16 protein-coding genes, 1 tRNA gene and 1 riboswitch are annotated in these 25650 nt (G+C 72.3%); of the genes, 10 read left to right on the forward strand and 7 right to left on the reverse strand.

The annotated features are described in order from the left end of the window. Positions 1-49: 49 nt before the first annotated feature. From ACFUO4_RS34585 to ACFUO4_RS34605, 5 genes are all read left to right on the forward strand, one after another. The gene (locus ACFUO4_RS34585; protein WP_383492207.1) at positions 50-1177 is read left to right on the forward strand and encodes a dihydrofolate reductase family protein; all 1128 of its coding nucleotides are present in this window, start codon (positions 50-52) and stop codon (positions 1175-1177) included. 126 nt (positions 1178-1303) lie between these two features. Continuing rightward, positions 1304-2518 carry an alginate lyase family protein gene (locus ACFUO4_RS34590; RefSeq protein ID WP_383492210.1) on the forward strand — a complete coding sequence of 405 codons (1215 nt, stop codon included), beginning with the start codon at positions 1304-1306 and terminating at the stop codon, positions 2516-2518. Between the two features lie 74 nt (positions 2519-2592). Further along, a tRNA-Met gene (locus ACFUO4_RS34595) sits at positions 2593-2666 on the forward strand. 319 nt (positions 2667-2985) lie between these two features. Then, positions 2986-3143, forward strand: a riboswitch (cyclic di-AMP (ydaO/yuaA leader). Between the two features lie 11 nt (positions 3144-3154). Beyond that, entirely contained in the window at positions 3155-4189 is a 1035-nt protein-coding gene (locus ACFUO4_RS34600; protein WP_079310199.1) for a M23 family metallopeptidase, read from the forward strand. 162 nt (positions 4190-4351) lie between these two features. Continuing rightward, positions 4352-5299: an aldo/keto reductase gene (locus ACFUO4_RS34605; protein WP_383492213.1), complete on the forward strand. Its 948-nt coding sequence runs from the start codon at positions 4352-4354 to the stop codon at positions 5297-5299. Between the two features lie 6 nt (positions 5300-5305). Here ACFUO4_RS34605 and ACFUO4_RS34610 read toward each other — a convergent pair whose 3' ends face one another. From ACFUO4_RS34610 to ACFUO4_RS34625, 4 genes are all read right to left on the reverse strand, one after another. Further along, positions 5306-6625: a PrsW family intramembrane metalloprotease gene (locus tag ACFUO4_RS34610; RefSeq protein ID WP_383492216.1), complete on the reverse strand. Its 1320-nt coding sequence runs from the start codon at positions 6623-6625 to the stop codon at positions 5306-5308. A 104-nt stretch (positions 6626-6729) separates the two neighbouring features. Beyond that, complete coding sequence (gene trmB, locus ACFUO4_RS34615) at positions 6730-7638, reverse strand: tRNA (guanosine(46)-N7)-methyltransferase TrmB (RefSeq protein WP_383492219.1); 909 nt, start codon at positions 7636-7638, stop codon at positions 6730-6732. 39 nt (positions 7639-7677) lie between these two features. After that, positions 7678-8898: an L-2-hydroxyglutarate oxidase gene (gene lhgO / locus ACFUO4_RS34620; RefSeq protein WP_383492222.1), complete on the reverse strand. Its 1221-nt coding sequence runs from the start codon at positions 8896-8898 to the stop codon at positions 7678-7680. A 62-nt stretch (positions 8899-8960) separates the two neighbouring features. Further along, on the reverse strand, positions 8961-10385 hold the full coding sequence (locus ACFUO4_RS34625; protein WP_383492225.1) for an MFS transporter: 1425 nt from the start codon (positions 10383-10385) through the stop codon (positions 8961-8963). Positions 10386-11068: 683 nt separating this feature from the next. Between ACFUO4_RS34625 and ACFUO4_RS34630 the strand changes: the two genes are divergently transcribed. Continuing rightward, positions 11069-13168 (forward strand): asparagine synthase-related protein, encoded by a 2100-nt coding sequence (locus tag ACFUO4_RS34630; protein WP_079310202.1) that lies wholly within the window; start codon positions 11069-11071, stop codon positions 13166-13168. A gap of 114 nt (positions 13169-13282) precedes the next feature. After that, complete coding sequence (locus tag ACFUO4_RS34635; protein WP_383492228.1) at positions 13283-16600, forward strand: BTAD domain-containing putative transcriptional regulator; 3318 nt, start codon at positions 13283-13285, stop codon at positions 16598-16600. Positions 16601-16624: 24 nt separating this feature from the next. On the opposite strand, the gene ACFUO4_RS34640 is transcribed toward ACFUO4_RS34635, so the two are convergent. Continuing rightward, entirely contained in the window at positions 16625-18520 is a 1896-nt protein-coding gene (locus tag ACFUO4_RS34640; RefSeq protein ID WP_383492231.1) for a sigma-70 family RNA polymerase sigma factor, read from the reverse strand. A gap of 280 nt (positions 18521-18800) precedes the next feature. Continuing rightward, on the reverse strand, positions 18801-19571 hold the full coding sequence (locus ACFUO4_RS34645; RefSeq protein ID WP_079313005.1) for a TetR/AcrR family transcriptional regulator: 771 nt from the start codon (positions 19569-19571) through the stop codon (positions 18801-18803). 379 nt (positions 19572-19950) lie between these two features. Between ACFUO4_RS34645 and ACFUO4_RS34650 the strand changes: the two genes are divergently transcribed. Then, the gene (locus ACFUO4_RS34650) at positions 19951-21330 is read left to right on the forward strand and encodes an NAD(P)/FAD-dependent oxidoreductase (protein WP_383492280.1); all 1380 of its coding nucleotides are present in this window, start codon (positions 19951-19953) and stop codon (positions 21328-21330) included. A gap of 172 nt (positions 21331-21502) precedes the next feature. Next, the gene (locus ACFUO4_RS34655) at positions 21503-23140 is read left to right on the forward strand and encodes a SpoIIE family protein phosphatase (protein ID WP_383492234.1); all 1638 of its coding nucleotides are present in this window, start codon (positions 21503-21505) and stop codon (positions 23138-23140) included. A gap of 101 nt (positions 23141-23241) precedes the next feature. Here the strand turns inward: ACFUO4_RS34655 and ACFUO4_RS34660 are convergent, their stop codons facing one another. After that, a complete protein-coding gene (locus tag ACFUO4_RS34660) occupies positions 23242-24510 on the reverse strand; it encodes an MDR family MFS transporter (RefSeq protein WP_383492283.1) in 1269 nt (422 codons plus the stop codon). A gap of 140 nt (positions 24511-24650) precedes the next feature. On the opposite strand from ACFUO4_RS34660, the gene ACFUO4_RS34665 reads away from it, so the two are divergent. Continuing rightward, on the forward strand, positions 24651-25220 hold the full coding sequence (locus tag ACFUO4_RS34665) for a MarR family winged helix-turn-helix transcriptional regulator (protein WP_079313003.1): 570 nt from the start codon (positions 24651-24653) through the stop codon (positions 25218-25220). Positions 25221-25650 lie beyond the last annotated feature (430 nt).

The following is a 25650-nucleotide window of genomic DNA, read 5'->3' on the forward strand; positions in this document are numbered from 1 at the left end:
AGCACCCCACCGAACGCCATCGCAGATCTCAGCGAGAGGGACCGCGCCGATGCCCCACCCGTACGTCCTCCTCTCCGCCGCCGTCTCCCTCGACGGCTACCTCGACGACACCGGCCCCGACCGGCTCCTGCTCTCCTCCCCGGCCGACTTCGACCGCGTCGACGAGGTCCGCGCCTCCGTCGACGCGATCCTGATCGGCGCCGGCACCATCCGCGCCGACAACCCGCGCCTGCTGGTGAACTCCGCGGAGCGCCGCGCGGCCCGGGTGGCCGCGGGCAAGCCGGAGTACCCCCTGAAGGTCACGGTCAGCGGCTCGGGCGACCTGGACCCGCAGGCGCAGTTCTGGCAAACGGGCGGCGACAAGGTCGTCTACACGACGGACAAGGGCGCCGAACGTGCCGAGGCGCACGGCCTCGCCGCCGACGTCGTCTCCCTCGGCGCCGACCTCGACTGGGACCGCCTTCTGACCGACCTCGCCGCCCGGGGCGTGGACCGCCTCATGGTCGAGGGCGGCGGCCGGATCCACACCCAGCTGCTCCAGCTGGGCCTCGCCGACGAACTCCAGCTGGTGCTGGCCCCGCTGTTCGTCGGCACCCCGGAGGCGCCCCGCCTCTTCGGCCCCGGCGGCTACCAGGCCGGCCGCCTGCGGCTGACGGAAACCCGGCAGATCGAGGACGTGGTCCTCATGCGCTACGAGCCCACCGCCCCCGGCACCGGCCCGCGCGCCACACCCGCCGACCACCACTGGCTCCGCCTCGCCTGCGAACTGGCGACGCTCTGCCCGCCGTCGCGGACCGCGTTCAGCGTCGGCGCGGTCGTGGTCGCCGCCGACGGCACGGAACTCGCGCGCGGGTACTCGAGGGAGGGCGACGACCCCGTCGTACACGCGGAGGAGGCGGCCCTGACGAAGATCGGCGCGAACGACCCCCGGCTGGCGTCGGCGACCGTCTACAGCAGCCTGGAACCCTGCGCCCGCCGCGCCTCCCGCCCCGCGCCCTGCGCCCGGCTGATCCTCGACGCCGGGGTACGGCGGGTGGTGACGGCCTGGCGGGAGCCGGACACGTTCGTGACGGCGGCCGACGGAAACGGGCTGCTGGCGGCGCACGGTGCCGACGTCGTCGTACTGCCGGAGTACGCGGAGCGGGCGAAGGCGCCCAACAAGCACTTGCTGTCGTAGGAGCGAGGAGCGGCGAAGGCGCCGAACAGGCACCTGTCGCCCTGGCGGCGGGACCCCGCCGGGGCCGGCCGACCGATCGGCCCAACAGATCCTGCGCCCCGGCAACCCCCGGTCCACGCTTCCCCTATGAGGCCCCGACTCACCGCCGCTCTCCTGCTGGTCCCGCTCCTCGCCACCGCCTGCGCGGGGACCGGTGCCGGTACCCGCACCATGGCCCGCGCGCTGCCCCCGGACACCGCCTTCACCCACCCCGGCGTGCTCGTCAGCGAGGCGCAGCTGGAGGCCGTGAAGAAGAACGTCACCGCGGGGAAGCAGCCGTGGCTGAAGGCCTACCTCGACATGCGGGACAGCAAGTACGGGGCGTACACGTACACGCCGGAGCCGTACGCCAGCGTCGACTGCCCCGGTGGCGACCACGCCGACCGGCCCGCGCACGGGTGTGTCGAGGAGCGCGAGGACGCCATCGCCGCCTACACCCAGGCCCTTCTCTTCCGGATCACCGGCAAGCAGCAGCACGCTGTGAAGGCCAGGGAGATCATGGACGCCTGGTCGGCGAAGATGCGGCGGCACACCGAGGAGGACGCCGGGCTGCAGACCGGGTGGGCCGGGTCGACATGGGCGCGGGCCGCCGAGATCGTCCGGCACAGTCCCGGCGCGGGCTGGCCGGCGGACCGGGTCGCCCGGTTCGAGACCATGCTGCGCACGGCGTATCTGCCGGCCGTCACGCGCAAGGTCCCCGACTACAACGGCAACTGGGACCTCGTGATGACCGACGCGGCCATCGGCATCGCCGTCTTCCTGGAGGACCGCAAGGCCTTCGACCACGCCCTGGAACGGGTCCGCGAGCGCGTGCCCGCCTACTTCTACCTGGCGAAGGACGGCAAGCTGCCGCTCACGCCCAAGGGGTCGACCGTCGGCACCCCGCAGAAGCTCACGACGTACTGGTTCGGGCAGAAGACGTACAAGGACGGCATGTCCCAGGAGACCTGCCGCAACTTCAAGCACGTCGGCTACTCCCTCGCCGCCACCGCCCACATCGCCGAGACCGCCTGGCACCAGGGCATCGACCTGTACGGCGAGGTGAAGGACCGGCTCAAGAGCGCCCTCGCCTTCCACGCCCGGTACCAGGCGGGGGAGACCGCGCCCGTGTGGCTGTGCGGCGGCAAGGTCGACCGGAACATGGGGCCGGACCTGGAGGTCGCCCTCAACCACCTGGAGAACCGCCTCGGCGACTCCGTCCCGGCCGCCCACAAGCTCGCCGAAAAGACCCGCCCGGCCGGCACCGACAACCTCTTCGTCTCCTGGGAGACCCTGACCCACGCGGGCAATCCCGGCACCTGAGAACCGCCCGTGAGCTGCGGCGACGTAAAGGTGGCGCGAGCGGTCCCGCGAATGGCGTATGCTGGTTTCACCGACGCGGGGTGGAGCAGCTCGGTAGCTCGCTGGGCTCATAACCCAGAGGTCGCAGGTTCAAATCCTGTCCCCGCTACTGAAGGCCCAGGGCCGGAATCCAGTTCAATGGATTCCGGCCCTGAGTCGTTTCGAGGTTCTTCCGCTGGAGTCGGCGATGTCACGGCCGGTGATCGGGCGAGCGCCCTCCGCATAACAACTGACATACCGTCAATACCTGTGAGCCTCCTGGGAGTCCTCGCGGGCGCGGTCAACTCGCCCGATTTTCACCGGCCATGACCCCTACGTCCTGCCGAAAAAGGTTAATGATCAAGCGGAACAGCTTGGAATCCGTACCCCGGGTCTATTAACGTTCGATAACGCAGCGCGGTCGTCCCAGCCGTCACAAGAGTCGGCTCCGTGCGCACGCGCCGAATCCCGCAAGGGAACCGGGGAACCACCAACTTGGGGTGAATCACGCGGAAGTCGCCGTGGCAGCACGGCGGTTATACGCGCGTAGGAGACCTTCCTGCTCCGAACCCGTCAGCTAACCCGGTAGGCGAGAAGGAAGGAAAGGAGCACGCCCACGTGGCGTCAAACCGGCCTGCCCCCGAGGCCCCGTACGTGCCGAGCCAGCGCAGCACCGATGCCTTCGGCTACGGCAGCTACCACCACGACGAGGGCCCGCAGGACGTCTGGAATCCCACCGAGGACTCCCTCCGTCCGCCGCGTGGCAAGCACCGGGTGGCCAAGCAGCGCGGCGGGGGACTCGCCCGCAGTTCCACGGTCCTGGGCGTCGGTGTCATAGCCGCCGTCGGCGCGGGCGGCATGGCCAGCGCCAACACCGGCAAGCCGCCGGTCTCCATCTCGATCCCCGACCTGCCCAACGTGGGCGGTGTCTTCGGCGGTGACGACGAGGCCCCCAAGGGTTCCGCCACCGCCCTCAGCAGCCTGGCCACCAGCGCCACGCGGACCGCCGAGACCGGCTCGGACGCCGGTGAGGCGCTGCGCAACCGGATCATGGCGCAGGCCGAGAGCCAGCAGAACCAGGTCGACAACAAGGCGCAGCTGGCCGCCGAGGCCGAGGTCGCCACGCAGACCGCGAAGGCCGAGGCCGCCGCGCTCAAGCAGGCCGCCGACGACGCCGCGGCGGCGAAGAAGGCCGCCGAGGAGAAGGCCGCGAAGGAGGCCGAGGCCAAGCGCCTCGCCGAGCTCGCCAAGCAGTTCACGCTGCCGACCTCCTCGTACACGATCACCTCGACCTTCGGTCAGGCCGGTTCGCTGTGGTCCTCCGGCTACCACACCGGTCTGGACTTCGCGGCCCCCACGGGCACGCTGATCAAGGCGATCCACAGCGGCACCATCACGGAGGCCGGCTGGGCCGGCTCCTACGGCTACCGCACGATCCTCACCCTCGACGACGGCACCGAGCTGTGGTTCTGCCACCAGTCCTCGATCAGCGTCAGTGTCGGCCAGAAGGTCGGCACCGGTGATGTCATCGGGCGCGTGGGCGCGACCGGCAACGTGACCGGCGCCCACCTGCACCTGGAGGTCCACCCCGACGGGGCGGACACCGGCATCGACCCGATGGCGTGGCTGCGGAGCAAGGGCCTCAACCCCTGAGGCGCGGCACCTTCTGAACCCCGGCGGTCCCGACGCTCACCCCCCGACGTCAGGGCCGCCGGTCTTTGCGTGCCCGCCGCGGAATGTTGTACTCCGCTTGTTTACGGGAACTTTGCGGCCGTCCCGGAAGATCCGCCTCCGACGTGGGCGTTGTCCATCACCATGACTTCTCTTCGCAAGCTGGGCACGTCCGATCTCGAGGTCTTCCCGCTCTCCCTCGGCGGCAACGTCTTCGGCTGGACCGCCGACGAGGCGCAGTCCTTCGCCGTCCTCGACGCCTACGCCGCCGCGGGCGGCAACTTCCTCGACACCGCCGACTCCTACTCGCACTGGGTGGAGGGCAACTCGGGCGGCGAGTCCGAGACCATCATCGGCAAGTGGGTCAGGGCGCGCGGCAACCGCGACGACGTCGTGATCGCCACGAAGGTCAGCCAGCACCCGGAGCTCCAGGGTCTGCGGGCCGCCAACATCAAGGCCGCCGCGGACGCCTCCCTGCGCCGCCTGGGCACCGACCACATCGACCTCTACTACACCCACTTCGACAAGCCCGAGGTGCCGGTCGAGGAGATCATCGGCGCGCTGGACGAACTGGTGAAGGCGGGCAAGGTGCGGCACATCGCCGCGTCCAACATCTCGGCCGAGCGGCTGGAGAAGTCGCTGGCCTTCTCCGAGCGCGAGGGCCTGGCCCGGTACGTGGCGCTCCAGCCGCACTACAACCTGGTCTCGCGCGAGACGTACGAGGGTGAGCTCCAGGACCTGGCGGAGCGCAGCGGCCTCGCCGCCGTGCCCTACTTCGCGCTCGCCTCCGGGTTCCTCACCGGCAAGTACCGCGACGGCGAGGTGGTGGAGGGCGCCCGGGCCGCCGCCGGCGCCGGCAAGCACCTGGAGACGGAGCGGGGCCGCAAGGTCCTCGCCGCCCTCGACGACATCGCCGAGGCCCACCGCGTGCCGGTCGCCACGGTCGCCCTGGCCTGGCTCGCCGCCCAGCCGACGGTGGCGGCCCCGATCGCCTCGGCGCGGGTGGTGGACCAGCTGCCGGCGCTGGTGAAGGTGGCGGAGGTGACCCTCACGGAGGCCGAGACGGAGCGGCTGACGCAGGCGTCCGCGTAGCTCTCGTCAGGACTGGTAGGGGTTGTACGCGGGGTACGGCGCCGGCTGCTGGCCGTACCCGTACACCCCGTACATCGGCCACGGCGCCGCCACCACCGGGACCGGCGGCGCCGTCGCACGGGCCGCGTGGTCGAGCGCCGGGCGGGCGACGTCCCGCCGGGCCCACAGCTCGTGCAGCAACTCCCTCTCCCGTACGACGAAGTCGGCGCCGGCGCGGCCACGGCGCCCCCGGTGCCGCAGGAACGCCAGCGACGTCGCATACGCCTCGTACTGCGCCACCGCCCGCGCGGCGGGCCGTCCGGCGTGCCGGCGGGCGTACTGGCGGGCGATGCGCCGGGCCCGCATCGAGCCGAGCGCGAAGGGTTCGGCGGGGGTGAGCCAGCCCGCGACGGCGTAGGCGGGCAGTTCCTCGCGGACGGTCCTCAGCTCGCGCTGCCGGGTCCAGATGACCAGCCAGGTCAGCAGCCCGAACGCGGGAAGCATGAAGACCGCGTACACGGCGAAGAAGCCGTACTCCCCGAAGGTGGACGAGCCGTTCCAGACGGCGTGCATGCCCATCGCGAGCAGCAGGCCGGAGAGGGGGACGAGGACGCGGCGCAGGTGGTGGCGGTCCGCGGACAGGGCGGCGATGCCGAAGCCGATGCCGGTCAGGACCGTGAACAGGGGGTGCGCGAACGGGGACATGATCACGCGCACGAAGAACGTCGCCGCGGTCACGGACGCGATGCCGCGGTCGCCGGTGAGCTGGTCGGTGCCGAAGGCGGTGCCGAGGTAGAGGATGTTCTCGGTGAACGCGAAGCCGGTGGCCGTGACCCCGGCTATCACCACGCCGTCGACGATCCCGGTGAAGTCCCGTCTGCGGAACAGGAAGACCAGCAGGACGGCGGCGGCCTTCGCGGACTCCTCCACGATGGGCGCTATGACCGTGGCCCCCAGGGTGTCCGCGCTGGACGGGTCGGCCGTCGCCGTGGCTATCCATCTGGTCGCGAAGCTGTTGGCGACGATCGCTATCAGCGCCGCCGCGCAGGCGCCCCAGGCGAAGCAGAACAGCAGATTGCGCCAGGGGCCCGGTTCGACGCGGTCCAGCCAGCGGAACGCGGCTATGAGCAGCGGCACGGGGAGGATCGCGAGGCCGAGGCCGACCAGGAAGCCCTCGGTGCCGGTCTGCTCGCGCACCAGGGCGAGGATGACGAGCCCGGACAGGGCCAGCAGGGTGGTGAGGGCGCCGTAGCGCACCCAGTTCCGTTGCCACCAGTGCGCGTGCCGCAGCGCACCGCCGGCGGGGCCGGTGGGAGGGTGCGTGGGGTACGGAGGAAAGATGGCCACGGCATCGACCTTAACGAGGGGGGTGGCTGCGGTGCTTGTCTCTCTCGGCTCTCTCGTGCCTTCTCTGCCGCTTCCTGTCGGCGCTTGTCGCTTCCGGTCGCTTCCTATCGCTGTACGCGACGGAACAACAGGTCGTTCACGACATGTCCCTTGTCCAGTCCCTGGCCCTCGAAACGGGTCAGCGGCCGGTAGTCGGGACGCGGCGCAAAACCGCCGTCGGCCTGGGTGTTCTCGAAGTCCGGGTGCGCCGTGAGCACCTCGAGCATCTGTTCGGCATACGGCTCCCAGTCGGTCGCGCAGTGCACGATCGCGCCCGGCTTGAGGCGGGTCGCGGCGAGGCTGAGGAACTCCGGCTGGATCAGCCGCCGCTTGTGGTGCCGCTTCTTGGGCCAGGGGTCGGGGAAGTAGACGCGCAGCCCGTCGAGCGAGTCGGGGGCGAGCATCTCGCGCAGCAGGATGATGGCGTCGCCGTTGCCGACGCGGACGTTGGGCAGGCCGTTCTGGTCGGCGAGGTTGAGCAGGTTGCCCTGGCCGGGGGTGTGCACGTCGACGGCGAGGATGTTGGTGCCGAGGTCGGCGGCGGCCATCTGCGCGGTGGCCTCACCCATGCCGAACCCGATCTCCAGGACGACGGGATGGGCGTTGCCGAACAGCTCCTCCAGGTCGATGACCCCCCGCCCGTCGATGTCCAGCCCCCACTTGGGCCACAGCCGCTGCAACGCGTCGGCCTGCCCGGCGGTCACCCGACTGCGCCGCGGCTGAAAACTCCGGATCCGCCGCTCGAAGTGAGAGCCTGCGGGGTCCGGCTTGGGCCCGTCGGGGAACCGCGGCTCACCTTTGGAGCGGGTGTGCCGGACGGAGACACCGGGGGCGTGGTCGGCCGCGTCGCCGGGGGTGTGCGGGACCGGCTCACCGTGGACGTGCTCGGCCGGCTCACCGTGGGCGTGCTCGGCCGGCTCACCGGGCGTGGCGGCGGACTGGGGGGCGTCGGGGGTGTTGGGGGAGTCAGACACAGTGGGGTCGATTTTACGGGCGTGGCCGCGCCGCGTCGCTCAGTCGTCGGCCAGCGCTTCCAACGCCCTCCTCGCCACCTCCCGCCCGATCGGCAGCGAAGCCGTCGCCGCCGGGGACGGTGCGTTCAGTACGTGGACCGTCCGCGCGCCCTCCTTGATCAGGAAGTCGTCCACCAGCGTCCCGTCCCGCAGCACGGCCTGCGCCCGCACCCCTGCCGCCGTGGGCACCAGGTCGTCCTCCCGCACCGCGGGCAACAGCCGCCGCACCGCCCGCGTGAACGCCGCCTTGGACACCGACCGCCGCAGTTCCCCGGCCCCGTACCGCCAGTGCTGCCGCGCTATGTGCCACGACCCGGGCCACGCGAGCGTCGCGCCCAGCTCCCGAGGCCGGACGACACCCCACCCGTAGCCCTCCCGGGCGAGCGCCGGCACCGCGTTGGGCCCGATGTGCACGCCTCCGTCGATGCCGCGCGTGAGATGCACGCCGAGGAACGGGAACGCCGGGTCCGGCACCGGATACACCAGCCCCCGGACCAGCTCGGGCCGCGCCAGCTCGTAGTACTCGCCCCGGAACGGCACGATCCGCATCTCCGGGTCGTCCCCGGCCAGCCGCGCCACCTCGTCGCAGTGCAGCCCGGCGCAGTTCACCAGCACGCGCGCGCGGACCACATCGCCGGCGGTGGTGCGCACGGCGACCCCCAGCTCCGGGCGCCGGTCGATCCGCTCGACCCGCGCGCCGTAGCGGATCTCCGCCCCGGACGCTGCCGCGAGCTGGCGGGCGACGCCGACGAAGTCGCACACGCCGGTCGTGCCCACGTGTATGGCGGCGAGGCCCTCGACCTCCGGTTCGTACTCGGAGATCTGCGCGGGGCCCAGCTCGCGCACCGGAATACCGTTCTCCCGGCCGCGCTGCACCAGGCCGTGCAGGCGCGGCAGCTCGTCCCGCTCGGTGGCGACGATCAGCTTGCCGGTGACGGCGTGCGCGATGCCGTACTCCGCGCAGAACTTCACCATCTCCGCGGCGCCCTTGACGGCGTACCGCGCCTTGAGCGAGCCCGGGCGGTAGTAGATCCCGCTGTGGATGACCCCGCTGTTCCGCCCCGTCTGATGCCGGGCCGGGCCGGCCTCCTTCTCCAGCACCGTCACCCGGGTCCCGGGCGCGGCGCGCGTGATCGCGTACGCCGTGGACAACCCGACGATGCCCCCACCGATCACGAGCACGTCACAGTCGTAAGCGACGGCCGAGCGCACGTGCACCACCTCCCACCTCGATAGTGCACTGCGCCACTGACAGTCCCTTCAAACGCGGGATGCGGCAGGGGCTACGCCGGAGCCATCAGCAGCGGCCTCGCCCGCTCCCGCAGCTCCACCACCCGCGGCTCGTCGCCGTACGGCTCCAGGCGGTGCAGCAGATCCTTCACGTACTCGGTGGTGCGGGCCGACGAGATGCGCCCCGCGACCTCCACCGCCCGCACGCCCTGCTCGCATGCCGCATCGAGATTGCCCGACTCGAGCTCGGCGACCGCCGAGACGACGAGCCGCAGTCCGTGCGACCGCACGAACTCCTCCGTCGGCTTCGACAGCGCCTGCTCCGTGAAGCGGCGCACCTGGCGCGGTGCCTTCAGATCGCGGTAGCACTCGGCCGCGTCGGCGGCGAACCGGTCGTAGGAGTAGAAGCCGAGCCAGGACGGGTCCTGGTCGCCGTCCCGCGCCCGCTCCAGCCAGCCCTCGGCGGCCCGCAGCGCCGCGCCGGCCGCATGCGCGTCACCCGCGCGTGCGTGCGCGCGTGCCTCGACGAGGCGGAAGAAGCTCATGGTCCGGGCGGTCGCCAGGCCCCGGTTGCGTTCCAGGGCGGCCTGGGCGAGGTCGACGCCCTCGTCGCCGAAGCCCCGGTAGGTCGCCTGCAAGGACATCGACGCCAGGACGTAGCCCCCGAGCGGCACGTCGGCCGCCGCGCGGGCCAGCCGCAGGGCCTGGATGTAGTAGCGCTGCGCCGCCTCCTGCTGGCCGGTGTCGAAGGCCATCCACCCGGCGAGCCGGGTGAGTTCGGCGCTGGCACCGAAGAGTGCCCGGCCCACCTCGTCGGAGTAGGAGCCGAGCAGCAGCGGAGCCGCCTCCACCCGTAAACACTCCGGCACCATGGACGAACGCCAGTCGCCGCCTCCGTACTTGGAGTCCCAGCGCCTGGCGTCCTCGGCGGCCTCCCGCAGTTTCTGCACGTCGCTGTGGCCGACTTTGAGCGGTGCGCCGGAGTCCTCGGAGTGGTTCACCTCGCGCGCGACCGAGCTGTCGGCCGGGGTTATCAGCCACCGTGAGGCAGGCGTTGCGTACGCGCTCACTGCGAACGATCCGGCCAGCGACTGCCAGATGCCGCCGGAGCCGGCCCGGCGGCCCGCGAGGTCGAGCCGGTACAGCTCCGTCGCGCTGCGGACGGCCTGTCCGACGTCCCTGGGGAAGGCGAGGCCCACTTCGGGTGCGGGATCCGCGTCCGCCAGACCGATCTCGTGGAGCGGCACCGGGCGGCCGAGCTTCTGGCCGATCGCGGCGGCGATGAGGTGCGGCGCAGCGCCTTGCGGCACCATGCCCTTGGACACCCAGCGCGCCACCGAGGTCTTGTCGTAGCGAAGAGTCAACCCGCGTTGAGCGCCAAGATCGTTGACGCGACGCGCGAGTCCTGCGTTGCTGATTCCCGCGAGGGCGAGAACGGCGCCGAGTTTTTCGTTCGGCCCGCGTTGCTCCCTGGACATGCGCCACCCCTCGACACAGACGGCTGCCGCGCTGGCATAACCACGCGGCATTCGTAAACCCAGCGTAGTTCGCCGCATCCCAAGCGTTAAGGGGCATTCTTCCGGATGGCGGGATTGTGGCCCGTACGCGCGTACGGGCCCCACACGCACCGTCGTGTCGTGCTCCCGCTGTGTGGCCGTGCGCCTGCGCGTGCGCTCTTCTCCGGCCATCGGGGGAGCGGTTCCATGGATCGTGCGTGGGTCGGCCCGCTGTACTGGATCCAGTGGGCTGGGGGATTCCGCCGCCTCCATCCCCGCGGGCGGCGGAACGGTCCGGGGGGCGAACTCCGTTCCCCGGACTGCGCGTCGTCAAGGCGGTGCGCAGAGCCTGTACGGAGCGTGCGCGAGCCTGTCCCTGCCGCGCCAATTTGGCTGAAAACCGACCCCGCATTCCGCAGGCAATTACCGCTCCCACCATGGAAGTTGGCGGCGCGAAGGGCGTTCTGGGGGAGCGTATCGGGGGCGCATTCAGGTCGTAGACCCCCTCCCGGGTACGGGTGTTCGCTTCTTCACGGGCACGCGCGCGGGGGCGCAGGCGGCGGAGCGCAAGCGGCTCCACCGCCCCTCCGGCGCGCGTCCTTCATGGCAGCATGGTGAACCGATTCGTACGGTGCACTGGTTGTCCACAGCCTGTGGAGGCGTCCATGCGGTGGTTGGTGGGGTGGAGCAGTACCGCAGCGGGCGCAGCCGAGATCGGTTCCGCCGGGGCCACCGGTGCGGACGGCGAGACCGTGCACCCGGTGGGGTCCCAACTCCTGTGGGGAGATCCCGATCCGCTGTGGGCGGTCGGCGACTGGCGTCCCGACGAGGTGCGGGTGGTGAAGGCCGACGCCCAGAACCGCATCGCCGTCCTCGGCACCTGCGGCGCGAGCGACGAGCAGCTGCGCGTCGGTCTGTTCGCCGCGCGCGGAGGGGCACTTCGCCATCTGACGAACTGGCCCGGCAGCTACACCGCGGTCGTCCAGGTGGGGCGCCGCGTCACGGTGTGCGGCGATCTCGCGGGCGCCCGCCCGGTGTTCTACACGCCCTGGGCCGGCGGTACGGCGTACGCGACGGCCGCCCTCCCGCTCGCCGACCTCATCGAGGCCAACCTCGACTTCGGCCACCTGGCGGCGCTGCTGGCCGCTCCCGACGTACCGGCGGCCCTGCACGACTCCACGCCCTACGACGGCGTACGGCGCATTCCGCCGGGGCACGCGCTGATCCTGCGCGCCGGGGCGCGTGAGATCGCCGGGTACGAGCCGGTGGCCTCCCTCGCCGTGGCGGCGCCCGCGGCCGATCCCGACAGCGCGGTGGACGCCGTACGGGACGCGCTGGTGGAAGCGGTACGCGCGCGCTTGTCGGCTCCTCGGCATGTGCCCGGCGCCGACATCGACCCGGGTCCCGTGCCCGGCATGGGGCCCGCCGAACGCCGTGCCGCGCGCGGGATGCCGGTACCGGGAATCGGCGCCGACCTCTCCGGTGGCCCCGCGTCCGGCACCCTCGCCCTGCTGGCGGCGGGCCTGCCGGGCATGCCGGGCACGGTCCTCGGACACGGCACGGGCGCGGGCGAACGCCTCCTCGCGGTCACCTTCAACGACCTGGCCGTGGGCGGCCGTGAGGCCGAGCTCGAACGCGCCGGGAACCTTGCCGCCAACCCGCGCCTGCACCACGTGGTGGTGACCGGCGGCGAGGAGACCCTGCCGTACGCCGACCTGGACGGCCCGCTGACCGACGAGCCCGGCGCGAGCCTGGTGACGGCCGCCCGCCATCGCGCCCGTCTGGCCGCCGGCAGCGCCGACCACTTCACGGGCTACGGCGCCCGCCAGGTCCTGGACGCCCACCCCGCCCGCCTGGCCGACCTCCTGATGGACCGCAAACGCCGCCATCTGGTGCGCCCGGTCGCCGCGCTGGCCAAGGCGGACGGCTCGGTGATGGTCCCCGCGCGCGTGTACAGCGCGGCGCGCCGGCTGGCCCGCACGCCGTACCGGGCAGGTCTGGAGGTCCTGGCCGACCGTCTGATGGACCGCCGCTTCGACGAGCCCGGAGGCGCGGTCGGCGCCTCCCTGGCCGCCCTCACCTGGGCCAGACCGGGGCCCGCGGCCCGTTGGCTGACCGGCGAGGCCCTCGCTGAAGTATCGGTTCGCCTGCAGGGTGCGACGAGCCGCTCGGCGGTGGGCCCGGGCCAGCGTCCCGGCGACTACCGCGCGCGTGCGGCGCTGGCGAGGCACGCGGCGGACCTGCGGGTGCTGGAGCAGGCCGCCGAGATCCGCTTCCAGCGCCTGCACGCCCCGTTCCTCGACAACCAGGTCGTCCGCGCCTGCCGAGCCCTCCCCGAGGCCCTGCGCGTCCAGCCGGGCGCCCGGGCCGCGATCCTGCGCACGGTCCTGCAGGGCGCCGGCGTGGCCGACCTCCCCCCGGGCTGGGGCGCCCCGTCCCACGCCTCGGCGGCGGTGGCGGCCCGCACCGGCCTGCGCGTGGCCGCGGACTCCCTGATGGCCCTCTTCGGCACCCCGCTGCTGGCGGAGGCGGGCTTGGTGGAAGCACGCGTGGTCCGCAAGGCCTTGAGGGCGGCGGCGGAGGGCGAGCCCCTCCCCCTGGACGGCCTGGCCGACCTGGTCTCCCTGGAACTCTGGCTGCGCCGCCTCCTGGCCCGCCGAGGAACCTGCTGGACCGGAACCCCGGCCCGCGCGCGTGCGGTACCCGCGGGGATCACGCCGCAGCGGGGGGCGTTGGGGGCGGGGGCTGCGGCGAGGCGGGGGTAGGGACCTGTCCTTCCAGGGGTGGCCCGCCCAGGCGCGGCCCTCCCATCAGCATCGAGACACCCCACCGCCCACAAACCCCGTGCCCCCCGCAGCCTCCCCGGCGACAATGACCCGGTGCGGTACAGAATTCTGGGTGTCACCCAAGCAGAGGACGATCACGGCACCGTCGTACCCCTGGGCGGCCCCCGAGTCCGAGCCCTGCTCACCGCACTCGCCCTCCGCCCGGGCCACACCCTCACCCCCGACACCCTCATCGACGATATCTGGGCCGACGACCCGCCCCAGGACGCCGGCGCGGCCCTCCAGGCCCTCGTGGGCCGCCTGCGCCGCGCCATCGGCAGGACGACGATCGTCTCGACCCCCGGCGGCTACCGCCTCGCCGCGGCTAAGGCGGACGTCGACCTCTTCGCCTTCGAACGCCTCGTGCACCAGGGCATCGAAGCCCTCCACACCGGCGACCCCGGCGCCGCCGCCCGCGCCCTGGACGAGGCCCTCGCCCTGTGGCACGGCCCAGCCCTCGCCGACCTCCCCGACCGCACCGCCGCGACCCGCCCGGAGACGCTCCGCCTGGAGGCCACCAGGACCCGCGCGGAGGCGTCCCTGCGCCTCGGCCGCGCCCAGGACGTCGTACCGGAACTGACAGAGCTGACCACGGCCCGTCCGTACGACGAGAAGCTGCACGCCCTCCTCGTCCGCGCCCTGCGCGACACCGGCCGCCCGGCCGACGCCCTGGCCGCGTACGAGACGGCCCGCCGCGCCCTGTCCGAGGGCCTGGGCACCGACCCGGGCCCGGAGCTCCGGGCCCTGCACGCCGAACTCCTGGCCCCGGTGCCGCCCCCGCCACCGCCCGCCGCTTCCACCCCCGCTCCCACGGCCGAGCCCCTCACCCGCACCGGCAACCTCCGTCCCCGCCTCAACTCCTTCGTGGGCCGGGAACCCGAACTCGACGCCATCCGTTCCGAATTGCACAGGGCCAGACTCGTCACCCTCACCGGACCGGGAGGCTCCGGGAAGACCCGCCTCGCCGAGGAAGCCGCCGCCGGGCTGCCCCAGGCGTGGCTGGTCGAACTGGCACCGCTGGACCGCCCGGAGGCGGTGCCCGGCGCGGTGGTCAGCGCCCTCGGTCTGCGGCAGACCGTGCTGATGGCCACCGAGCTGTCCGCCCCGCAGGAGGACCCGCTCACCCTGCTCGTCGAGTACTGCGCCCCGCGCAGCCAACTCCTGATCCTTGACAACTGCGAACATGTGATCGAGGCCACGGCCCGCCTCGCCGAAACCCTCCTCACCCACTGCCCGGGGCTCACGATCCTCGCGACCAGCCGTGAACCCCTGGGCGTCCCCGGCGAGTCCGTGCGCCCGGTCGAGCCCCTCCTCCCCGACCAGGCCCACCGGCTCTTCACGGAGCGCGCGACGGCCGTCCGCCCGGACGCGGCCGACCTCGTCCGCCGCGACTCCGACGCCGTCGCGGAGATCTGCCGCCGCCTCGACGGACTGCCGCTCGCCATCGAGCTGGCGGCGGCCCGTCTGCGGCTGCTCACGCCCCGGCAGATCGCCGACCGCCTCGACGACCGCTTCCGCCTCCTCACCTCCGGAAGCCGTACGGTCCTGCCCCGCCAGCAGACCCTGCGCGCGGTCGTCGACTGGTCCTGGGACCTGCTCGACGAGCGGGAGCGGACGGTGCTGCGCGAGGCGTCGGTGTTCGCGGGCGGCTGGGACCTCGCCGCCGCGGAGGCCGTGTGCACCGGCCCCGCCGCCGAGCTGATCGGGGCGCTCGTCGACAAGTCCCTGATCGTGGCGGCCCCGGGCGAGGGCGCGGCCGTCTGCGGTGCCATGCGCTACCGCATGCTGGAGACGATCCACGAGTACGCCGTGGAGCGCGCCGCCGAGGCCCCTGAGCAGCGCGCCGAAGCCGAGCGGCGGCACCGCGCGTGGGCGGGCGCCCTGGTCGCGGAGGCCGAGCCCGTACTGCGCTCGGTCGGCCAACTTCCGTGGATCGCCCGCCTGGAGACCGAGCTGGACAACATCCGCGCGGCCCTGCACCGATCCGTCGAGGACGGGGACGAGGCGGCGGCGGGCGCCCTCGCCGTGAACATGGGCTGGTTCTGGTGGCTGCGCAACTACCGGCGCGAGGGCGCCGACTGGGCCGACCGGATCCTCCGACTGGGCGCGGCGCTGGACGCGGCCCCACTCCCTGCGGACCCCCGGGCCCGCTGCTCCCTCATGGAGACCCTGGACCCGAGGGAAGCCCTGCTCTCCGCGCCGGACGGCGAGGCCGGGCACCCGCTGCACGCGCTCCGCATGGAGCTGCGGATGCTGCACATCCTCCTCGTCTCGGAGATCGAGGCGCGCAACCGGGTGCCGGACGAGCGGATGGGCGAGTACCTCTCCCGGGTGCGGGCGTACTTCGAGAAGGGCGGCCCGCAGGCGGCCCGGATGCCCGGTCTCGTCTGGCCGCTGACCTCGTTCTTCATGGGCGACCGGGTGGACGCCCGGGACATCCTGGACACCGCGGTCGCCAACTGCCGCACCTACGGCGGCGACTGGGAGATGGGCGTCACCCTGATGTTCCGCACGCACATGGCGGTCGACTCGCCCGGCGGCATGCAGGGTGTGGACGACGACCTCGCGGAGCTGCGGGTCCTCAGCCGCCGCGTCGGCGACCGCTGGCTGCGGGCCCAGGTGTACAGCGCGGCGGGGGAGACGGCCATGGCCCGCGGCCGGCTCGAGGAGGCGAAGGGGGAGTACGAGGAGGCGCTGCAACTCGCCTACGAGGTGGGGGCGTACACGGAGACGCCGTTCCTCATCGCCCGCCTCGCCGAGATCGCCTACCGCGCGGGCGACCGCTCGGCCGCGATCACGGCCCTGGACGAGGCGAGCGAGGCCGCGGACCGGTACAGCGTCGGGGACAGCAGGGCGTTCGTCCTGCTGCTGCGGGCGCATGTCGCGCTGGACGACGAGGAGACCGCCAGCGCGCGCGAGCTGCTGGAGGAGGCCCGCGTCGAGACCGCGCGGGGCACCCCGCCCCCGCAGTTCGTCGTGATGCTGGACGCGGTCGAGGCCATGGTGACGGTCGCCGAGTCGGGCCCCGCGCACGGACTGCCGAAGCTGGCCGCCACCGTCAAGGAGGCGGTGGACAAGCAGTGCGCCGACCTGGTCGTGGCGACACTGGTGGATGTGACGGCCGCCCTGCTCGCCGACCTCGGCGACCTTCCCCGCGCCGCCAGGCTGCTGGCCGCCGCCGGACACTGGCGGGGCCACGACGTGCGTTCCATGCCGGAGGCGGCCCGCGCCGAGCGCGCCGAGTCGGCGGCCCGCACCGGGCTGGGCCCGGCGCGGTACGAGGAGGAGCACGCGCGCGGCGTCACCCTCACCCCGGCCGACGTCCTCGACGAACTCGACGAGGCGCTGCGCGCGGGCGTCACCGGCCCCTGAAACGCGGCGGGGCCGGGACGGGCCCTAGGAGCACCGGAACTTCGACTCGGCCCAGTCCGCCAGCATGAGGTCGTCGTACTCGCTGTGCGGCTCGACGACCAGCCGTACCGTCTTGCGCCCGGTGAGGTCGACATGGACCGGGATCGCCGCGTCCCCGCCCTGGACCATGCCGGACTTCCACAGCCGGACGCCGTCGGCGTAGACGGAGAAGTACATCTTGCCGAGCCCGAGGGTCATGTCGTCGACGCCGACCGAGGCGTCGTAGGAGGTGCAGGCGCGGTTGAGGTCGATGGTGACGGAGGACCGGCCGTGCACGGTCACGCCGTGCGGGTAGCTCTTGTCCGCGATCGAGACGCCGTACCGCTGCCACACCCAGCTGCTCTCGGCGATCCGCATCTCCGGCTTGGTGCCGTCGCCGTTGACGTCGTACGCCAGCTCGCTCCACTGGTAGACGGCCGGGGCGGGTGTGGGCGTGGGCGTCGGAGAGGGCGTCGGGGTCGGCTTGGGCTTCGGCTTCGGTGTGGGCGTCGGGGTCGGGGTCGGCGTGGGCTTCGGGGTGGGCCTGGGCGTCGGGGTGGGTGTCGGCGTGGGCGTCGGGGCGATGACCGGTGGCGCGGGCGCGGGCTGCTTCTTCGGCGGCCTGGGCGTCTCCGCCGCGGGCTCGGCCACCGGCGTCGAGGCGGGCGGCCGGGCCTCGGGCTTGTTGTCGGCCGGCTTGTCGTCGTTGCCGGCCAGGGCGAGCGCCGCCGCCACGCCGGCCGCGACCAGCACACTGGCCGCGATGCCGACCTTCACCGGCGCGCCCAGCCCCTCGGAGGCAGCCGCGCCGCCGGCCGCGCCCGCCCCGCCCGACGAGCCGCCGCTCGCCGCCGCGGCACCCGCGACACCGGCCGCACCCGCTCCGGTGCCACCGGCGATGAGCGCGGCGACCTTGGCGTACCCGGCGGCACCGAACCAGCCGATGACGGCGACCGGCACGACGGCGGGGATGCTGCTCGCGACCTCGGAGATCTGGGCGGCCGCGAGGCGGCACTTGGCGCACTCCTCCAGGTGCTTGCGCAGACCGCGTTCGGCGCGGGTGCGCAGCCGGCCGCGGGCGTAGGTGCCGAGCTGGTCGGCGTAGCGTGCGCACTCCTCGTCGTCGGCGAGGGTCGCGCTGACGTGGGCCTGGAGGTAGGCCTGCTTGAGGCCCTCGCGGGCGCGGGAGGCCAGCACGCGCGTGCCGTTGGCGTCGAGTCCGAAGAGCGTGGCGACATCGCTCGGCGACTCGTCCTCGACCTCGGTGTGCCACAGCACGGCCTGCCAGCGCTCGGGCAGCGACCGGAAGGCCTGCATGGCCATGGACTGCTCGGCCTCGTGCATCGCGCGGACGTCGGCGCCGAGGTCCAGAGTGTCGTCGTCGGAGACCTCGCCGACGCGCGCGGACTGCGCGGCGAACAGCGCGAAGTCGTCGACCAGCTGCTCCCGCTTCGCGGACTTCGTCCAGTTCGCCGCGACCCGGCGGACGGTGGTCAGGAGATACGCGCGTACGGCGTGCTCGGGCCCGGAGCCGCCGCGCACCGCCTGGAGCATGCGGGCGAAGACCTCGGCGGTGAGGTCGTCGGCGGTGTGGGCGTCCCGGCAGCAGGTGCGGGCGTAGCGGCGCACCGCGTCCGCGTGGCGCCGGTACAGCTCCTCGTAGGCCGTGTCGTCGCCCGAGCGCATCCGGCCGATCAGGTCGGCGTCGGAGGGCGGCAGGTCCCGGGGCGGCGGCAGGACGCCGTCGTCACGCCGGTCGCGCTGCGTCGGGACGCTGCCCTCCATCGGGTCGCCGCCGCTGTGCGGACGGGCCGCGCGTCCGCCCTGGTTCGGTACCTGGGGCGACGCGAGGCCGTCCGGCTCACCGTCACCGTGTGACTCGTCCCGCCCGTCAACGCTCATCGCGGAAAGCCCCCGCCGCCTGCCCTACCCGTCCCGAACACCGGGTCAGAGTGCCATACCGGCTTTTGACCCGGCCCCGGCCGTACGGGGCATCCACTCGTCCGTGGGGACTTGTGGCAAGGCAGTACTAGCCGTTACCCATCCGGGGAAGACTCAACTGACGTCGCCCACGCGGAAGTTGGGGGACGTATCCGAAAAGGCCCGGAATGTGACCGGGGTGCGGGCGGCGCACCGCTCACACCCCGCCGTCACCTCTTCGAGTCACCGGGGCGCACGGTGTTCACGACGGCCGCGACCGCAGACCCTCCAGCAGGATGTCCAGCAGTCGCGCCGACGCCGCCGCCTGTTGTGCCGCGTCCGGCAGCGAAGGCGCCGCCGTCGCGATCACCAGCAGCACGTCCGACACCGACACGTCCGCCCGCAGCTCACCCGCCGTCCGCGCCCGCTCCACGAGCTGGCCCACCACGTCGAGCAGCGCCGCCGCCCCCGTGTCGTCGGCCGACAGCGACTCCTCCGACACCAGGCGCAGCTCACCGGCGCCCGGCTGGGTCCGCTGCTGCGGCACCCGCGCCTCGTCGAAGACGGCCCCGTCGGCCTGCCCGGCGTGCTCCTCGGGGACCCCGACCCGCAGCACCTGCGGCGGCAGCAGCCGCCCGGCACCCGAGGCCACCGACGTCCGCAGGAAGCGCGACAGCGCCGACCACGGCTCGTCCTCCTGCCCGAGCGCCGCACGCGCCTGGTCGGTCAGCCGGGAGGTCTCCTCCTCGGCTATCCGGCGCACCAGGACGTCCTTGCTCGGGAAGCGCCGGTACACCGTGCCGACACCGACCCGGGCGCGCCGCGCCACGTCCTCCATCGGCGCGCCGTACCCCAGCTCGCCGAACACCTCGCGCGCGGCACGCAGTACGTGCTCCAGATTGCGCTGTGCGTCCACGCGCAGCGGTGTCGAGCGCGACGCGTCCCCGCGTCCGTTGCCCGCCGCCGCGCTCATCGCTCCGCCACCGGGTGCGATGGCGGACGCGGAAGACCAATGAGAGTCCTGAACATGCATAAGCGATCCCCCGGTAATGACGTCTCCCCCCGGAGACTCTCCCCGCCACTGAAAGGCCGGGGCGACACAGGGAACGAACCCGGTTCACGGGCCGCCCGTCGCGGACCCGATGAGCGCATCCCCCTACACCCCGTCGACACACGAACATAGTTGAGAGGGAGTCAATTCAGAAGGGGCAGGTTCCGCACAGAGCGCCCCCCGAAAGGAGTACGGGTCGTATACGTCCCGATTGCACCCCCCGAGGCCCCCCGGCGCACACCCGCTGACCTGCAATCCTTCCCCGCACGCCGTCGATTCGGCCAACCCCGCGCACACGAAACCGCCGGTCACACAAATTGTCGGGGCTGTGGACAAACTCAAGCGCCGGGTGCGTCATGGGGTGGTGAAGGAACGCGCGCGCATTCTCGTTGTCGGCGGCGGCTACGTCGGGATGTACACGGCCCTGCGTCTCCAGCGGAAGCTGAAACCGGAACTCAGGCGCCAAGAGGTCGAGATCACGGTGGTCACCCCCGACCCTTACATGACCTACCAGCCGTTCCTTCCCGAGGCGGCCGCCGGCTCCATCTCCCCGCGCCATGTCGTCGTCCCGCTGCGCCGCGTCCTCGACCACTGCACCGTGATCGTCGGCGAGGCCACCGTCATCGACCACGCCAAGCGCACCGCCACCCTGACCACCCTCGCCACGGAAGAAGAGGGAACGGGTGCCCGGCAGCTGACGTACGACGAACTCGTCCTCGCCCCCGGATCCGTCTCGCGCACCCTGCCCATCCCCGGTCTCGCCGACCACGCCATCGGCTTCAAGACCGTCGAGGAGGCCATCGGACTGCGCAACCACGTCATCGAGCAGATGGACATCGCCTCCTCCACCCGCGACCCCGCGATCCGCGACGCCGCCCTCACCTTCGTCTTCGTCGGCGGGGGCTACGCGGGCGTGGAGGCCCTCGGCGAACTGGAGGACATGGCCCGCTACACCGCGCGGTACTACCACAACGTCCAGCCCGAGGACATGAAGTGGATCCTCGTGGAGGCCTCCGACCGCATCCTCCCCGAGGTCGGCGCGGAGCTGGGCCGCTACACCGTCACCGAACTGCGCCGCCGCAACATCGACGTACGCCTGAACACCCGCCTCGAATCCTGCGCCGACCGGATCGCCGTCCTCAGCGACGGCGCCCGCTTCCCGACCCGTACGGTCGTCTGGACGGCCGGCGTCAAACCCCACCCGATCCTCGCCGCCAGCGACCTCCCGCTCACGGAGCGAGGTCGGCTGAAAAGCACCGCCCAGCTCACGATCGAGGGCGTCACGCACGCGTGGGCGGCCGGAGACGCCGCCGCCGTCCCCGACGTGACCGCCGACGAGCCCGGCAAGGAGACCGCCCCCAATGCCCAGCACGCGGTACGCCAGGCCAAGGTCCTCGGCGACAACATCGTCCACGCGCTCAGGGGCGAGCCCTTGGAGACGTACTCCCACAAGTACGTCGGCTCGGTGGCCTCCCTCGGCCTCCACAAAGGTGTCGCACACGTCTACGGACGCAAGCTGAAGGGCTACCCTGCCTGGTTCATGCACCGCGTCTACCACCTCAGCAGGGTCCCCACCTTCAACCGCAAGGCCCGCGTGCTGGCCGAATGGACCCTGTCCGGGCTCTTCAAGAGGGAGATCGTCTCGCTGGGTTCGCTCGAACATCCCCGAGCGGAGTTCGAACTCGCGGCCGGTGGAAAGCCTCCTCAGGATCCCTCGAACGACTCGAAGGGGTCGTCCTGACCGGACCCAGGAACTCCACCGGCGGGGCAGGCGTCTGACGGATGTCGGCCCGGTCGGTCACACTGCCACACTGATCCCCGACCCAGGACGGGTGGACGCCCGCCCACCGAACCCGCGAGGACCCAGGCCGGGTCCGGAGCCGGCCGAAGACGACGACACGAGGCAAGGATTCGTGAACTTCACGCGCTGGAGCGCCCGGCTCCCCGGAACGCAGCGCCGCGCAGCAGCGCGGACCGACCACGAGCTCACCCCGGACCGACTCGGGGAGGGCGCCGTACCCGCGGCCCGCGCCGAACAGCTCACCGACGACGCACCCCCCGTCCCCGCCGTCGACGAACTCCCCGTGCGCGAGGTCCTCGACCGCGTCCCGGCCCTCGTCGCCCTGGTCCACGGCCCCGACCACCGCCTCGCCTACGTCAACGACGCCTATGTGACCGCCTTCGGCCCCCGATCTCCCGGCGCACCCGCGGGCGAAGCCCTCCCCGAGCTCCACGAGACGGGCCTCCTCCCCCTCCTCGACCAGGTCCTGCGCAGCGGCAAGCCGCGCACGATCAAGTCCCGCAAAGCCCCCGACGGCCGCTGCTACACCTTCACCTGCACCCCGGTGTCGGAAGGCGACGGCGGCGTCCTCGTCTTCGCCACCGACGTCACCGACCACGCCGAAGCCGCCGAGCGCCTCAGAGCGAGCGAACGCCGCCAGCGCGAAACCGCCGTGACCCTCCAGCGCTCCCTGCTCCCCCAGGTCCTGGAGGAACCCGACGACCTCCGCATCGCCGCCACCTACCAGCCAGGCGGCACCGAGGCCGCGGTCGGCGGCGACTGGTACGACGTCATCACCCTCGGCGGCGGCCGCACCGCCCTCGTCATCGGCGACGTCATGGGCCGAGGCGTCCGCGCGGCAGCGGTCATGGGCCAACTCCGTACGGCGGTCCGGGCGTACGCCCGCCTCGACCTGCCCCCGCACGAGGTCCTGAACCTCCTCGACGGCCTCGCCACCGAGATCGACGCCAACCAGATCGCCACGTGTGTGTACGCCATCCACGACCCCAACGAGGGCAAGCTGGTGTACGCCTCCGCGGGCCACCTCCCGATCCTCGTCCGCGACGAGAGCGGCGCGGTGCTCCGCGCGGACGAGCCGACCGGCCCGCCGCTCGGCACCGGCGGCTGGATGCACGCCTCCGGCTCGATCCCGCTGGGCCCCGGCGCCACCGCGGTCCTCTACACGGACGGCCTGGTCGAACGCCGCGACGAGGACCTCGACGAGGGAATCGCATCGCTGGAGCGCGCGCTGTCCGGCGCGACCGGCACGCCCCAGGTCGTCTGCGACCGCCTCGTCCGCTCCGCCGGCGTCACCGCCGACCATGACGACGACGTCGCCGTCCTCGTCCTCCAGCACCCGTCGCGCACGGGCCCCGACAGCGACCTCTTCCGCAACGCCGCGCTCGAACTCCTCGGCGGGGTGGAGGCGGCCCCACGCGCGCGTGCGTTCGCCTCCGGAGTGCTGACCAGCTGGCGGTTCCCGGCGGAGCTGCATGACCTCGGGGTGCTGGCGGCGAGCGAGCTGGTCGCGAACTCGTTGCAGCACGGGACGCCGCCGATGCGGTTGAGGCTTCGCCGCACCGACCGTCGCTTGATCATCGAGGTGACGGATGGAGACGACCATCTGCCTCGGCGTCGTAAGGCGGAACCCGGGGACGAGTCGGGGCGGGGGATCGCGATTGTGGCGACCATCGCTTCGAACTGGGGGTCGCGGCGGACGCCGGGTGGCGGAAAGGCTGTCTGGTGCGAGTTCGTGCTGCCTAAGGGGTAGGGGCGCAGGGGTGTGTGGCGGCTGCGGGTGCGCAGTGGCTGGTCGCGCCCACGCGGCGGAGCCGCAAATCGATACTGCCCCGCGCCCCTAGGTAGCTCCAGTTACGCGGCGATTGATTCCTGCCGGGTGCCGCCCTGGGCCACCACACGGCTCCTTGCCCGCCACGGGTGGTCCTGCGCCGGCGTCAGCTGATGGCCGAGCCTCAGGGCCAGGTACGTGATGCCCAGCGAGAACAGCAGGAACGTCACGATGTACGGAGCGTGCAGGGACGCCCCCATCGGGCCGCCGACCGCCGGGCCCACCGCCAGAGCGAGCTGCTTCACCAGGGCGAAGGCCGAGTTGTACTGGCCCGCCATGCCCGTCGGGGCGAGGTCCGCCACCAGCGGCGCGACCGTCGGGGACAGCATCGCCTCACCCAGACCGAAGAGGGCGTACGTCGAGACGAACGCGGCCGTCGCCATGGCGTGGCTGCCGTGGCCGAGCCCGGCGTACCCCGCCACGACCCACGCCACCGACCAGATGATCCCGACCGCGGCGATCACACGAGAGCGCCGACGCCGCTCCACGAACTTCAGGACCGCGAACTGCGCCACGACGATCATCGCCGTGTTGGCGGCCAGCGCCGTTCCCAGCGCGGACGTGGAGATCCCGGCCGCCTCGACGCCGTATGCGGCCAGGCCCGACTCGAACTGCCCGTAGCAGGCGAAGAACAGCACGAAGCCCAGCACGCACAGCTGCACCATCGCCCGGTTCCCCAGCAGCTGCTTCCAGCTGTCCTTGGCGGAAGCGGACGGCGCACCCTCGATGCGCGGCGCGCGCGGCATCCGCACCGTCGCCATCACCACGGCGAGCAGCAGGAACATCGCCGCCTCGATCGCGAACAGGAGGGTGAACGAGGAGACCTTCGTGGTGTCGACGAGGTGACCCCCGATGAGTCCGCCGACGCCGAGCCCGAGGTTCTGCAGGAAGAACTGCATGGCGAAGGCCCGCGAGCGGGTCTCCGACGTGGAGCAGTCCACGATCATCGTCGCCAGGGCGGGCTGCATCACGGCCTGCCCGGCGCCCAGCGCGGCCGCCGACAACAGGACCGTGGTCGCGTTGCCCGCGAGCCCCAGGCTCAGCGCGCCCAGCGCGGCCGTGACCAGGGCGACGAGCAACACCGGAAGCGGGCCACGCCGCACGATCGCCCGGCCGGCGAACGGCAGCACGATCAGCGCGGCCACGGCGAAGACGGCGAGGACGAGCCCCGCCGTCATGGCCCCCAGCCCCCGCACCTGCGCCACATAGACGTACAGGTAGGGGACGGTGAAGCCGAGCCCGAACGCGCTGAGTGCGTTACCCACGTGAATCCGGCGCATCGCTGCGCCCATCGCCCTGGTCACGTTCACCTCTCTCAGGTAGTTGGAGTCCCTCAGTACTTAGAACCGAAGACTTCGAAGCTAAATTTCAGAGCTAAAGAGTACACAGAGAAGGACTTCAACGCCAAGCGGCCGCGTGCCATACTGCGTCCATGGCTGACACCCCCGGCGGTCCCGGCAGTCTCCACATCGGCAGCGAGCCGACACTCGAGGAACAGATCGCCGCCTACCAGCGCGAGTTCCAGGACCTCGACCCCCAGGTCGAGCAGATCGTCTCGGCACTGTCGCGACTGAACCGCCGTATGAACGTCGCCTACGGCCGGCAGACCTCCGCTCTCGGCATCAGCAACACGGACTGGGAAGTCCTCAAGGCCCTCGTCCTCTCCGGCGCCCCCTACCGGATGGGCCCCGGCGAGCTCGCCAAGCGCCTCGGCCTGACGCCGGCCGCCATGACCCATCGCATCGACCGGATGGTCACGGAGGGACTGGTCACCCGGGAGCGCGACGAGTCCAACCGCGTCCGCGTCATCGTGGAGCTGACCGCGGAAGGCCGCGAGAAGTGGCTGGAGGCCATGCGCATGGCGACGGTCTTCGAGGAGGACCTCCTCCAGGACCTGTCCTCGGAGGAGCGGACCGCCCTCGGGGATGTCCTCACCCGCCTCCTGCGCAGGGTGGAGCACGCCCAGCCGGACGCGGGCGGCCGCCTCACCGACCTGGACTGACGTCACCACCTGACCGGCCCCCTGACGTCACCCGAAAAGATCTTGACAGGGGGTGCTTGACAGCACCCTTGCGGATCCGTAGAGTTCTTCGGGTTGCCGCGGAGCCGTAACGGTTCTTCGACAACACCTCCCGCCGCATCAGCGGCACCACAAACCATCAGCACGATCTCCCAGCCGGGGTGAATTCGGTGTGCCCGAATTCAATTCGATTGGGGCGCGGCAGCTCGATTAGCAACTGCCGGGCGGATCCGCTAAGGTTTGAGACGTCGGAACGGCCCAACAGCCGGGAAGGCAAGCCCCTCTGACTGGGAGTCAGGCCCGAAAGGATCTGATAGAGTCGGAACCGCCGGAAAGGGAAACGCGAAAGCGGAAACCTGGAAAGCACCGAGGAAATCAGAACCGGAAACGATCTGATAGAGTCGGAAACGCA

The organism is Streptomyces sp. NPDC057280, from assembly GCF_042668605.1.
Taxonomy (GTDB): Bacteria; Actinomycetota; Actinomycetes; order Streptomycetales; family Streptomycetaceae; genus Streptomyces.